The following is a 13106-nucleotide window of genomic DNA, read 5'->3' as shown; positions in this document are numbered from 1 at the left end:
ACTTCTGCCTGACACATCGCAACGCGATTCAAAGACTACGAATGTTGGCAGCTAAGCAAGTTACCGAAATCCGTTGGAGAAAGAACGCAGCCAGGAAGTGGCCATTCGCCACAAATCCAGATAGTCTCAGCATCAACAACCGAATGGATTCAAGGAGCTAAGTGTGGGTTTGCAAAAGCGTATAAGGAACTTGGTCGCCAGCGTAAGCGAGGACATGTTTGAGCGCGAAGAGATCATTGCAGTATCTCTGCTGGGAGCGCTCTGCGGACAGAATACTTTTTTGTACGGGCCACCCGGCACGGCCAAGAGTTTGATTTCTCGCCGTATAGCCTGCGCCTTTGAGCAGCCGACCTATTTCGAGTACCTGATGAACCGCTTCAGCACACCTGAAGAGGTATTTGGCCCTGTATCCATCAAGGCGCTAAAAGAAGATCACTATATTCGTAAGACAAATAATTACCTGCCCAAAGCCGAGTTCGCCTTCCTCGATGAAATCTGGAAATCCAGCCCCGCAATTTTGAATACCTTGCTGACTTTGATTAACGAACGTGTGTTCCGTAATGGCGAAGCCATTGAAAAAACCCCACTCAAGGCTCTGATTGCTGCATCCAACGAGACACCCGATGACAATCAAGGTCTAGAAGCCTTATACGACCGCTTTATTGTGAGGCTGATGGTGGGGCCCATTCGTGAAGCCCAGCACTTCGATCAGCTACTTAATAGCAAACCGACAGTAGACAAAATCGAGATCCCCTCGGCTCTACAGGTGAAGTCCAGCGAATGGGCTGAATGGGTGGCGCAATCGTATCAGGTAAAGCTGTCTGCTGAGACGCTAACTATCATTCACTTGATCCGCGAACAGTTGGAGCAGCAATACGAAACGCTCAAGGTTTATGTATCTGACCGACGCTGGCAGCGTGCCGCGATGCTTATGAAGGCAGCAGCCTTATTTAATGACCGCAAGGAAACCAACCACAGTGACGCTTTGCTGCTGCAGCATTGCTTGTGGACGCATGAAGAAAATCGCCAGGCTATATGGGATATCGTTGCAGATGCAGTGAAGGCGTCGGGGATTGATAGTGGGATAGATCTCGCTGAAGCGGATAGGCAAAAGGATAAGCTCGACAAGGAGATTCACTCTGAGCTTTATCATTCGGAAAATATCTACAAGACAGTTACTATTAGAGGCAAAGAGTTCTTTCAACACAAAGTAAGCTTTCTTCCCGAGGACACCTATTACCGACACTCGGAGGATTTTGATATATATATCCACAGTAACAAATTAAAGTCAGCAGATCTCTTTCATCCAGTAGACGCAAAAGGAAATGAAGAGGAGGAAATATACTGCAAATTTGATGGACAGGGCACCTGCCAGCTTGAGTATAAAAGCGGCGGCATAAAATACAGGAAAATCAATATTACGCCTTCTGTCTTGTTCCACAAAGGCGACAAAAAGAAAGATATAAATTCACGCCTTATCTCTTCGCTCTCGCAGTCAGTCATGGAGATGAGAGAGATGTTGCAAGGCGCACTCAAGCAGGTTGAGTCTGAATTTAAAAGCTACAAATCAAGACTTGCTTCTCCATTTGTTCCGACCGACAAAGTCAATCTAGCAATCTTTGGTATAGCGAAACAAATCGAGGATCTACAGCTTCGCATCAAGGACTGCGAGCGGCTAGAAGAGCTATGCTGCTAGATCAACTGTCCAGCGCAGCTAAGGATGTTGCCAATAACGTTCAGCACATATTTCCGCGATTACTAAGGGGCTCTGATTCGATTGCAGCCCACGTAGCAGAGAGAATTCGGCTATGGCAATCGGCCTCGGCTGCTGAGCTGAAAGCAGATTTTCCTTTTGCGTTGCATGAGCAACAGCTATCGGACTGGCAAACCCGGAGCCAGTCTCCCCCTGTTTCGAGTGCAGAACTGACAGCAGCTGTTGCGGAGTATGTTGCGCTCTGCCATGCAGCCAAACTTCCGGACAATCAGTCTTTTTGGCAGCGTGAACTGGCAACGGCGACGGCTTCTGAAAAGGGTGAGAAAAAACGTCAGGCCGATAGCACTGTAAGTGCCCGCCTCTTGCGAGATGAATGGCAAAAAGCGCTAGATAAAGCGCGGGCCGAGTGGGAGCTTGAGCGCATATCCATGCTGCGCCGGCAGTTCATGGAGGAGCTCGAGGCATTTCTGCAGTTACTTCAACAGCTTCAACAGCAGTTGGAAATGCTGGGGTTGGACCCAGGTATATTCCTTGACCTGTCCAAAGGCAGTTTGTCTGCACAAGAGATCGAGCGCTTTAAGCGGTGGGCTGCCTACTTGGCCAATGATCCGGGTGTTCGGTCGCTATGTGATTTGCTAGGCAAGCTGCGCCAGTTGGAGTTGTCAGAGCGCATCGAGCGGGCTCAGGTGCGTTATTCGCAAGACATCGAGTTACCTGATATCAATTCGCGGGAAGAGATCATCGGCATTCGCTTGGGACGTGATATCGAGCATGTGCTGCCGAGTGAGTTGGCGCTTTTGGCTGACCCCGAAACGTCCATTCTTTTCGACCTCAAGTACGTCGAGTCACGGCTTATGTGTTTTGACATGCAAGGCATTCAGCGCGTGCAGCAACATCACCAAAAGGAAGAGCTGCGTAGCGTTGAAGAGCCAGCTAAACAAGGGCCAATGGTGATCTGTGTCGACACCAGCGGCTCTATGAGCGGCATGCCTGAGACGGTTGCCAAAGCCGTGGCGCTCTTCATTGCAAGCAAGGCCAGGCAGCAAAAGCGAGCATGCTATTTGATTAATTTTTCCACCGGCGTCGAGACGCTGGATCTTGGCGACGACTTTGGCATGGAGGTGTTGATAAAGTTTCTAGGTATGTCCTTTCACGGCGGTACGGATGCGATCCCGGCATTGGATCATGCGTTGGGTGTAATGAAAAGCGAAGCCTATGAACGAGCAGACCTGTTGATGATTTCAGACTTCATCATGGCTAGCTTGCCAGAGCACTTACGCCAGCAAATTGAGCAGCAGCGTACTCATGGCAACCGCTTCTATTCCCTGGTCGTAGGCGATTGCTTTATGACTCAGCGTCTAACCAGCCTTTTTGATCATGAATGGGTCTATGACCCACACAGCAGCCAGATTCATGAGCTGATTGGTTTTGAGCAAAAGCTATCCAGCAGGGTAAAAAATGGATGACTCCATAGCCTTGCGTTAGTAGCTGCTCCTATACCGTAGCAGCCTTTCAACAGCTGCCGGTCGCCAAAGGCAGCTTCCGGCTCCGCTACCGGTGGCGAAGCATGGGGCCTAAGACGACTTTTGACGAGAACCCCAGTCCACCGATAACTGGCAGATACCCACTCAACGCTGCAAAGGATCGATGACAGTCTCCCACAGGAGCTCCGCAGCACCTTCTTGGGATAGTTTCTGGTCATGCCCTTTACGGAAAGTCATTCCCAGGCTCGTTAAATAGAGAAATTGGTCATCTGCCTGTACCGTAAGCATCTCGTTGTAGGAGTTACCACTGAACGAGGCGCCTTGACTGTAGTAAATCCCCGCTCCCATCTGGCCTTCAACAAAGACCGTCGCTCTGGCAACGTCTTGACCATGCTTGTAGATGGTCGCTGAGAACCGATTAGCGTCGACTCGACGAAAAACCCCTTCGAAACCGGGGTTTCGTGCCTGGAGTTCTTTCAGCGAGTTTTCGAAATAGCGCGCGATATACTCGAATGTGTCCAGCTGGAACCGATCTTTGTCCAGCTGACTAAAGGTCTTTGCGAGACGTAGATTGCTGGATCTTGGGACATTAGGCACGACCAGCTGGGGAGCGGTCAGGTCGGCGCGATTTGTTTGTGGACTAACGCAGATATCGTTGCTGCGCAACTTCTCGGCCGCCTTACGCACCTCTTTCGCCACCTGCAGAAAGGCCTCATCCCTATCAGGCCACAACGTAACTGGCTTTCCGTCCCGAGGAGTACCAAGGAGTTTGCCGAATGGCGCGTAGTGCCAATCGCATGCACGCAGAATTACCGGGATGACGATCGCATCTCCAGCTTGGTGGCGCTCCATAGCCCGCGTCATCTCGATGTTGTAGCAATAATCCGAAGCAATGAAATCGGGACTGACCAACAGCAGGATGATCTCATCACTATTGATATGTGCGTCGATGGAAACATCGATCTCCTGGCCGGCATTGATGCGTCGATCATGCCAAGTGTTGATGACTCCTTGCCGCCTGAGCATCGCAAGCTGCTTCTCAAGCTGATCTCTCAGCGCCTCGTCAGCGTGACAATATGAGAAAAACACATTTGGCAAGATGAGCACTCCGAGGTGATAGGGCTTTCCCAATCTTACGACCTGTTTTGCGCTCAGTACAAAGCTTCATGAACACACCTAGTACCTAAGGTCTAAAATTCAGGTCAGCGAAGCCAAGCCGCTGCCACCTCACACCATCAAGAAGGAGAACGGTATGGAGATCGTAACCCTCGTTGAAGTCAGCTTGAACCGAATCGGAACAGCGCAGGGGGCAGGTGGCGCCTTTAGCTCCAGTAATTCGCGCGTAGTGTTCGCTGAAGCAGAAGATGCGGAAATAGAGACGGTACGCGATCTAGTTATCAAGGTAGCTGAGGAGCATGGGGAAACTGGTGAGCTTGATGGACTCAAGTACGAGCCCGGTTACGGAGAAGGAGCTATCATTTTCAACATTCAGGGGAAAAACGTCTTTTACAGCCAGGCTTATGCTACGTGCGACGTCTTTCCTGCACTCAAATCTGGAGGCCGCTACTTCCGCCTGCAGGAAGTCCAAACAACCTCTCGATATAGGTGACGCGGCAGCGCCGAAGATATTGTTTTTTATTACTGCCACGCAGCTGAATCGCCCCTGATTTCGCAGGCGATTCTTGACGTCCGCTCCTGGCCGAAAGCAGCCCCCGCCAGCCAACTACCAAGCCCCCAACCAAGCACTCCCCCCAAACCACCAACCATCGCCCAAACCTTTCCCCCGCCCACCCACCGATGCACGCTTGCCTCAAAACAACACCCCCCCACCACGGACAGAACCCCATGCCCCTATTGCGGCAACACCTAGCCCACCTGCTACCGGCCACCCTAATCACGGCCTGCTTCGCCGCAGTGGCTCACGCCATGGCAGTGGCCGTGGCGGCGCGTTCTGTGGGGTCGGAGTTGTTGCTCATTGGCGGGCTCAGCTTTGTGGTGACATTGGTGCTTGCGCTGCCGGGCGGTGCGGTTCTGCTCGGTGTTACGGCACTGCTGCGGTTGAAGCCATGGGCGTCACTGCTGCTGTTTGTGCTGACGATTCAGGCCATTGCTATCGGGGTTGAGCTGTATCTGTTTGAGAGCACAATCGCCGACATCTCCTGGATATACGGGGTTATCACCGTTCCGGCAGCGTTGCTGGCCTGGCGCGTGTCGGCCTACCCGGCCTACCCGGCCTACCTTGAGGCACGGGGCGGCGCTGATGCATAGCGCCTCAGCCGGGGGAGCCATCACGCGGCTCAACCTGCAGCTCTGCAGCCCTCTATGCAGCGATACCTTGCGCTCACCTACAAGCACGCATCGCACAACCACTGGCCGCGTTTAGCACCAAGGTTTATGGCATCAGGCCATGTTATTGGCTACTCTTACCCCAGAAAATCCTTCGTTTTGCACCATCAAGAAATACCTGAAACCTCCGATATACTCAGTAGAGAACGCTGCCCACACCGAGCCAGGCGATTGACTGGCCAAAGTCGTTCATCTGCTTGATTGTCAGTCGAAGCACAGCAACAGCCCCTTATCTTTAGGCCACTGCCACCTGGAGACTCCATGTCACTCAGAAACCTCACCATCGGCCTACGCGCCAGCCTATTTTTTGCACTGATGACTCTGCTCATGGTGGCGTTGGGCGGCTTTGCGTTGTTGCAGATGCAGCGCATGCACTCCTACTCGGATGAGGTCGACAAGAACTGGCTGCCGGCCATTCTCGCCAGCAACGACATTGGCCTGGCCACCTCGCGGGTGCGCGCCCTGACCCTGCGCCTGCTGACCCAGGAGTCCACGGCCGACATCAACGACACCCTGGCCCGCATGCAGGAAGGCAAGGCAGCGCTGGACGCGGCGGATGGCCGTTACGAGGCGCTGATCTCTTCCGAGCAGGAGCGCGCAGCCTACGGCCAGTTTGTTGCCGCCCGTGACCGTTACATGGCGCAGCAAGAGATCGTTACCGACCTGGTCAAGTCAGGGCGCAGGCAGGCCGCTGAAGACGCCGTATCCAGCAAACTGAACGGCTACGCCGACGACATGGTGGCAAAGCTGGCCGAGCTGACCCGCCTGAATCAGCAGGGCGCTTCCGCTGCCGCCGGTAAGACGTCTGATGTGTACGGTGACAGCGTGAAGATGGTGCTCGCCCTGGCCATTGCCTCGGTCATTGCCACCATTGTGCTGGCGCTGATGCTGACCCGGAGCATTGTCGGGCCGATCAACCAGGCATTGCAGGTGGCGCGCACCATCGCCTCGGGTGATCTGTCCCAGCGCGTGCAGGCCGAGGGCAACGACGAACCCGCCGAGCTGCTCAAGGCGCTGGCCGCCATGCGTGACAGCCTGAGCGACACCATTGAAGGCATCAGCAATGCGTCCTCGCAACTGGCGTCCGCCTCGGAAGAGCTGAATGCGGTCACCGAAGATTCCGCCCGTGGCCTGCGCCAGCAGAACAACGAACTTGAGCAAGCCGCCACCGCGGTCAACGAAATGACCGCCGCGGTCGAAGAGGTTGCCCGCAACGCCGCGAGCACCTCCGACGCGTCGCGTGAGACCGATGAACACTCGCGCAATGGCCAGGATCAGGTGCGCCAGACGGTGTCCTCGATCAATGCCCTGACCAATGACCTGACCGAAACCGCCGAGAACGTTGAATCGCTGGCTGCCGAGGTCAACAGCATCACCCAGATGCTGGATGTCATCCGCGCGGTTGCCGAACAAACCAACCTGCTGGCGCTCAACGCCGCCATCGAGGCCGCGCGCGCCGGTGAACAGGGGCGCGGTTTTGCCGTGGTTGCCGACGAGGTAAGAGCACTGGCGCACCGTACCCAGCAGTCGACCACCGAGATCGAACAGATGATCGGCAGCGTGCAGAAAGGCGCCGGCAACGCCGTGCAGGCCATGCAGGGCAGCACCAGCATGGCGGCGACCACCCTGCGTCTGGCACAGGCCGCCGGCGAGGCGCTGGAGGGCGTTACCCGCGCGGTCAGCTCGATCAACGAGCGCAACCTGGTGATTGCCAGTGCATCGGAGGAGCAGGTGCAGGTAGCGCGGGAAGTGGACCGCAATCTGGTCAATATCCGTGACCTGTCGACGCAAAGCGCTGCCGGCGCCGAGCAGACCAACAGCGCCAGTCAGGAGCTGTCGAAACTGGCCGTGCAACTGCGGGATCTGGTTGCCCGCTTCCGCCTGTAAAGAGCCCCCATCAGGCGCTTGTGGCGCTGACCCGAGTGTGCGATTGTTGCGCCGCAGCCCGCTGACCCCGCGGGCTGGTCAGTCGGAGCAGGGAGAGCACAGCGCACATGACGTGGGACAGATTTGGCTATATCTGCCGCCAGGCAGGCAACGACAGTAGCGGCGCCAGCCTCGCGGCGCGGCTTGAGCAGGCGCAGTCCGAACAGGCCTGCTCGCTCTACGGGCCGGCGCCAAAGGCCGACAGCTGGCCCGCGCAGCTGCTGACGCGGCTTGCCGGCATGACCGACTCCGAGCGCGCCGAATGCGCGCTGAAAACCTACCAGCGACTCAACCTGGGCCGGCAGCTGGAAGCCCCGGTGAAGTTCAAGCGCGCGCTGGCCTACCTCGCCTACGTTACCTTTGTGTTCTATCTGGTCGCTGGCATCTACCAGCTCAAGGTCACCCCCACGTTCAGCAACGTACTGGACAATCTCGGGGTAACACCCCCCGCCTACCTGTCGCTGTACCAGACCTACTGGAGCCTGTTCATTCTGGCCATCTCACTGCTGATTTTGCTGGCGCTGCTGAGTGCGCTGCAAATGCGTAGGCTGTTCCAGTTCAAGGTCAGCGCGCAGGACAGCCTGGCCTGCCGCCTGCTGGTGTTGCCCAGTTGCCGCCACGCCTACCGCCAGATGGTCGACGCCCTGCAATACCCGACGCTTGACCGCCACGCCGTGCCAGAGCACAGCCCGGTGCTGCGTCACCTGCAGCAGGTTGAAGACCGCGGAATGGACCTGGCCATTGAGATACAGGCCCTGACCGAGGTGCAGATGCAGGGCTTTTTGCAGGCCTGCGAAAAACAGCTCAAAGCCCTGACAACGCTGGTCGCGGTGGTCGTGATCGTGGCGGTGATGATGTTCCTGACCAGTGCCTATGCACCCATCTTCAGCCTGGGAGAGGCGATATGAAGCACAACCGAGGTTTTACCCTGATCGAGCTGATGGTGGTGTGCGCCATCATCGGCATTTTGGCGTCCATCGCTCTGCCCTCCTACCAGACCTACATCCAGCGCAGCGAGATTACCGAGGCCGTGAGCATGGCCGGCTCGCTCAAAAGCCGTATCAACGACTACTACGAGCAGCGCCTGGCCTTTCCTGCCGACAACGCCGCGGCGGGTATGCCTGCGCCGCAGCAGCTGATCGGCAACCGCATCACCGGTGTGGTCGTCGAGTCGGGCGCCATTCACGTCACCCTGGGCAACAAGGCCTCCCAGCCGCTGCAGGGTAAAACGCTGACCTTTCGCCCGGCGGTGGTGACCGGCAGCCCGACCAGCCCGATTGCCTGGCTGTGCGGCTATGACGAACCGGTTACCGGCATGGAAACCCGCGGCGCCAACAAGACGGATCTGGACCGCGAGTTTCTGCCAGCGGCGTGCCGTGGCTAGAACGCGTAGCTGACGCTGAACTTGGCGTTACGGCCTTGTGAGTAGGCGTTGTCACCGGACATCGCCGGACGGTAGAAGCGGTTGAAGATGTTGTCCACGGTCAGCTTGACGCTGAGGTCGGCCAGCTGACCAGTGCGAGGTGACCAATCGGCAAACACGCGGTGGACGTCGTAACTGCCGTTATCAAAGCTATCCCAGTAGCGCTCGCCACTGCCGTCGTAGCGATCCGAGGGCTGGCGATCGCTCTTGCGCACAAACTCACCCTGCCAGCCCAGCTGCACGTCGATTTCCGGCACCTTGACACCCAACATGGCGACCCATTTGACCGGCGGAATATCGCGCGCCCAGACATTGGGGCCCCAGGGGTTGCTGTAGGCGCCGTCGTGACGGCCCTCGGTCCAGGAGTAGGACAGGCTGGCAAACACCCGCTGGCTGTCGTAGTAGCTCTCGATCTCTGCGCCGCGAATGGTCAGGCCGTCCAGGTTGCGGTAGTTGGACAGGGGCAGCAGGTCGCCACAGTTATCGCTGATGCTGCCGCCATTCTCGGCCTGCGCCTGGCAGGCGATGGAGCGAAATTTGAAGATCTCGTCGCTGATGCGGTGACGGAACAGCGTTGCACGCACCTGCAGGTTGTCGCCCTGGCTGATCAGGTCCGGCAGGCTGACCACCGCCCCGCCGCGCACACCACGCATCTGTTCGGCATCCAGATCACGGCTGCTGCCGCTGAGCGTGGAGCTGCTCTGCACTTCGTACTGCTCATCCAGCACCGGCGCACGCCAGGTTTTGGCGTAATCGACGAACAGGCCCAGGGTCGGGTTGACCCGCCAGAACACCGACAAACGTGGTGACCAACCGGTGTAGGTGACCGAGCGGTAATCGTGGTTCATGTCCGGGTTGTTGTAGCGCACGGCCAGGTTGCGCTTGCCGCGATTGGTGACATGGTCATAGCGCAGCGACGGGGTGATGGTGACATCGCCGAGGGTAATCGCATCCTGCAGGAACAGGCTGCGGGCCTCCTGTTCACCGGCCGGCATGAACTGCGGCTGATACCAGCCAAAGTTGTAATCCGGGTTGCTGGCAAAGGTCGGCAGGTACATCAGCACGTCACGGGTGTGCAGCCGCCACTGGATACCGGCGGTCAGCTCGTGGGCCAGCGCGCCGCTGTCGAACAGACTGGTGTTACGCACCTCAAACACCTTGTCGCGGTACTGGGTGTTGATGTATTTGCCGCCGGTGGAAGAGCTGTAGCTGGCGTCATCATCACGGGTGTCGGTCTGGTCGGTGTCCGACAGCGAGTAGCTGATCTCCAGGTCCACCAGCGGGTTGTTCAGCGGCTGGTAGTGGTACTTGCCGGACCAGGTGGTGTCGATCAGCTCGCGGTTGGACAGCAGCCGGTGCATGGCCGCCTCCAGGCTGCCGTAGCGATCAATCGACCACTTGCTCGGCACCAGAAAGGTTACGGCGCTAAAGGGGCTGCGCAGGTCCAGCTTGCTGCGGCTGTAGGTCAGGCCAAAGCTGTGTTCGGGGCTCGGGTTGAAGTTGCCCTTGAACAGCACCGCATCCTGATTTTGCGCGGTGTAGGGGTAGCGCTCGGGGTACAAGTAGCCTTCGCCCTGATCGATGTGTCCGGCCAGTTTGATGTCATCACTGTCGCGGTGATTGAGGTACAGCAGGCCGTCGAACAGGCCATCGTCGGTGCGGCCGAACAGGGCGCCGGTATAGCTGCGCTGCTGGTCGTTGCTCTGATAGCCGTACTTCACAAAGGCGCCGCTGTTGCGGCCCGGCTTGAGCATGTCGGTGGCATCGCGGGTTTCCATGTGCACGGTACCGCCAAAGCCGCCGTTACCGGTGAACGCCGAGTAGGGGCCCTTCTCCACTTCAACGCGTTCGATCAGCTCGGGCTCGATAAAGATGGTGCCCTGCTGATAGCGCTCAAAGCCGCTCTTGCTGGCACCATCCAGGGTGAAGGGTACGTCCTCGGCGTCGCCCAGACCCCAGATATTCACCGTCTGCCCACCCGGCTTGGCCGAGCCACCCATGGTCACACCCGGCAGGGTCTGCAGCAGGCTGGGAATGTTGTTGGCCTGCTGGCGCTCGATCTCGCGCCGGCCCAGGGTTGAGCGACCGATGTTGGCGGAGTTGACCTCCAGGCCATCGCCCACCACGGTCAGGGTTTGCAGGGTGATGCCGTTGTCACTGCCCGATGTCCGCGGGCGCGGGCGAATGACAAAGCCCTGATCAACCGGCACCAGCTCCAGGTTGGAGCCTTGCAGCAACAGCTGCAACGCCGCCTCGGGCTCATAGCGGCCATCCACCGCCGGCGCGCTCAAGCCTCGCATCTGCGCCTCATCGAACAGAATCTGCAGCTGCCCGGCCTGCGCCAGGCTGGTCAGCGAGGCAGCCAGTGGCTGCGCTGGCAGGTTCAGGTCAAGGCTGGCAGCCTGCGCCTGCAAACTGGCGGCGGCCAGCAAGGACAGGGTCAGACGGGACAGGGCGGAACGGGGGTGGCGGGGCTTCATTGCGCTCTCCTTGGGCTGTACGCCGAGTGGTAACACCCCAGAGAACGCAGCAGTCGGGCAAACCCCCACCTCTCAAATGAAAAAAATTTTCATTTACGTTCGCGCAACAGCATGACGCCATCCGCCTGCTCGATCAGCTCCACCGGCAGCAACTGCGGCAACGCCTGCACAAAGCGCTCGGGCTGGTGAATATCCAGGCTCCCGGACAACCGGCGCGCGGCCAGCCCGGCGCCGTCCAGCTGCACAGGGCGCCCACGGTAGCGGCTCAGCTCCTGCGCCAGTTCACCCAACGGGCGGTCGCGAAAGACCAGCAACCCATAGCGCCAGCTACCCACCTCAGCAGTCGGAACCTGACTGCGCCGCAGCGCACCCTGCTGATAGTCGATCTCCAGACTGTCGCCCGGTTGCAGTTGCTGCAAGGCCAGCCCGTCGCGCCCCGGCTGCACTGCAACGTAGCCCTGCTCGACGGCCACCGCCAGCGTTGCCAGGCTGCGGCGCACGGTGAACCGCGTGCCAACCACCTCAACCTGGCCAGCGCCGGCATCAACCCGAAACGGCCTCTCGGCATCTGGCGCCACCGAGAAGTAGGCCTCGCCAGCAATCAGGCTGACCTCGCGCCGGTCGCGGTAGTAACGCACCTGCACCGTGGAGCCCAGGTTCAGCGTCAGCTCGCTGCCGTCCGCCAGTTGCAGCTGGCGTAGCTCATGCTGGCCGGCGCTGGCGCTAAGTTCCAGCTGCGGCAACTGGCGCCACTGATAGCCCATCAGCCCACCCACCGCCAACAGCACGGTGGCGGCCAGCGCCAGCCAGGCTGTGGGCGCGCGCCGGCGCGGCGCCAGCGGCGTTACTGGCGCCGGCTCAGCCGCCGGTACGTGCGGGCGCGCCAGCTGGTCGCAGTCATCCCACAACAGCTGCATGTCGGCATAGGCCTGGGCATGCTGTTCACTGCGCGCCAGCCAGGCGGCAAACTCGGCCTCGTCCACCGCGTTCAGGCGGCCACTGTTGCGTCGGCTAAACCAGAGCGCAGCCTGCTCATCAATCTCGGCCATTCCCTGCTCAATGGTCATCACTGCCTCCCTTGCGGCGCGCCAGAGCATGGCGGCGGCAGTGCAGCATGGCGCTGGCAATGTGCTTTTCTACCATGCTCAAGGATATCCCCATGCGCTCGGCCACAGCGGCCTGCGACAGGCCGTCGAACTTGTGCAGGACAAAGGCCTGCTTGCGTTTTGGGGGCAGATCTTCCAACGCGCTGGCCAACAAGTGCAAGCGTTGCTGCTGTTCAATCTGCTGCAAGGGACCCTCCGTTTGCAGGGCGTCGTCGGCCTCGGCTGCGGCCTCGTCCAGTTCAACCAGACCGCTGCCACTGCGCACCTGCTGGCGCCGCCAGTGATCGGTCAGCAGGTTGCGGGCGATACTGAACAGCAGCGGCCGCGGCGGCATCGGCTGATCCGCTTCGGCGCTGCCCAGCCAGCGCACAAAGGCGTCCTGCGCCAGGTCATCGGCATCGGCACTGCTGTGCAGTCGCTTGCCGAGAAAACGCCGCACCTCAAGGCGCAAGCCACTGAGCTGCGCGGCACCTGGCAATCTGGAAAGGTCATCCATGGCGCAATGCCAGGGACAGGGAAGGGAACAGCACGGCAACAGCCTCTGACAACGCGCGACAGATCGCGCACGGCGCCCAGGATCAGAATGATCCTTATATGGGAATTATTATCATTATCTCAATCTGCGCA

The 13106-nt window shown here is 58.7% G+C and carries 11 protein-coding genes and 1 pseudogene; 8 read left to right on the top strand and 4 right to left on the bottom strand.

Going from position 1 to position 13106, the window contains the following annotated elements:
• The first annotated feature begins 163 nt into the window (after nt 1–163).
• Nucleotides 164–1696, top strand: a complete 1533-nt coding sequence (locus CNQ84_RS13120) for an AAA family ATPase (RefSeq protein WP_096005307.1) — start codon at nt 164–166, stop codon at nt 1694–1696.
• The gene (locus CNQ84_RS13115; RefSeq protein ID WP_096005306.1) at nt 1687–3180 is read left to right on the top strand and encodes a VWA domain-containing protein; all 1494 of its coding nucleotides are present in this window, start codon (nt 1687–1689) and stop codon (nt 3178–3180) included. The genes CNQ84_RS13120 and CNQ84_RS13115 overlap by 10 nt, the downstream gene beginning before the upstream one ends.
• Before the next feature lie 162 nt (nt 3181–3342).
• Here the strand turns inward: CNQ84_RS13115 and CNQ84_RS13110 are convergent, their stop codons facing one another.
• Nucleotides 3343–4296, bottom strand: coding sequence for a toll/interleukin-1 receptor domain-containing protein (locus CNQ84_RS13110; protein ID WP_096005343.1), 954 nt, complete (start codon nt 4294–4296; stop codon nt 3343–3345).
• Between the two features lie 154 nt (nt 4297–4450).
• Here CNQ84_RS13110 and CNQ84_RS13105 point away from each other — a divergent pair, with 154 nt between their 5' ends.
• The 6 genes and pseudogenes from CNQ84_RS13105 (at nt 4451) to CNQ84_RS13085 (ending at nt 8854) form a co-directional block, all read left to right on the top strand.
• Nucleotides 4451–4807, top strand: coding sequence for a hypothetical protein (locus CNQ84_RS13105; RefSeq protein WP_096005305.1), 357 nt, complete (start codon nt 4451–4453; stop codon nt 4805–4807).
• A gap of 236 nt (nt 4808–5043) precedes the next feature.
• A complete protein-coding gene (locus CNQ84_RS13100) occupies nt 5044–5466 on the top strand; it encodes a hypothetical protein (protein ID WP_133065898.1) in 423 nt (140 codons plus the stop codon).
• A 339-nt stretch (nt 5467–5805) separates the two neighbouring features.
• Nucleotides 5806–6573, top strand: a pseudogene (locus tag CNQ84_RS21115) (MCP four helix bundle domain-containing protein); the annotation flags it as partial.
• Nucleotides 6568–7431, top strand: coding sequence for a methyl-accepting chemotaxis protein (locus CNQ84_RS21110; protein WP_425439969.1), 864 nt, complete (start codon nt 6568–6570; stop codon nt 7429–7431). The pseudogene CNQ84_RS21115 and the gene CNQ84_RS21110, both read left to right, overlap by 6 nt.
• 107 nt (nt 7432–7538) lie before the next feature.
• The gene (locus CNQ84_RS13090) at nt 7539–8378 is read left to right on the top strand and encodes a hypothetical protein (RefSeq protein WP_096005302.1); all 840 of its coding nucleotides are present in this window, start codon (nt 7539–7541) and stop codon (nt 8376–8378) included.
• Nucleotides 8375–8854 carry a pilin gene (locus CNQ84_RS13085; RefSeq protein ID WP_096005301.1) on the top strand — a complete coding sequence of 160 codons (480 nt, stop codon included), beginning with the start codon at nt 8375–8377 and terminating at the stop codon, nt 8852–8854. The genes CNQ84_RS13090 and CNQ84_RS13085 overlap by 4 nt, the downstream gene beginning before the upstream one ends.
• On the opposite strand, the gene CNQ84_RS13080 is transcribed toward CNQ84_RS13085, so the two are convergent.
• From CNQ84_RS13080 to CNQ84_RS13070, 3 genes are all read right to left on the bottom strand, one after another.
• On the bottom strand, nt 8851–11373 hold the full coding sequence (locus CNQ84_RS13080; protein ID WP_096005300.1) for a TonB-dependent receptor: 2523 nt from the start codon (nt 11371–11373) through the stop codon (nt 8851–8853). The two genes, CNQ84_RS13085 and CNQ84_RS13080, sit on opposite strands and share 4 nt — an antisense overlap.
• 89 nt (nt 11374–11462) lie before the next feature.
• The gene (locus tag CNQ84_RS13075) at nt 11463–12440 is read right to left on the bottom strand and encodes a FecR family protein (RefSeq protein WP_165771291.1); all 978 of its coding nucleotides are present in this window, start codon (nt 12438–12440) and stop codon (nt 11463–11465) included.
• Nucleotides 12430–12975 carry an RNA polymerase sigma factor gene (locus tag CNQ84_RS13070; RefSeq protein WP_096005298.1) on the bottom strand — a complete coding sequence of 182 codons (546 nt, stop codon included), beginning with the start codon at nt 12973–12975 and terminating at the stop codon, nt 12430–12432. The genes CNQ84_RS13075 and CNQ84_RS13070 overlap by 11 nt, the downstream gene beginning before the upstream one ends.
• Nucleotides 12976–13106: the final 131 nt, after the last annotated feature.

Source organism: Pseudomonas abyssi, assembly GCF_002307495.1.
Classification (GTDB): Bacteria; Pseudomonadota; Gammaproteobacteria; order Pseudomonadales; family Pseudomonadaceae; genus Halopseudomonas; species Halopseudomonas abyssi.
This window is presented reverse-complemented; position numbering and strand designations above follow the sequence as displayed.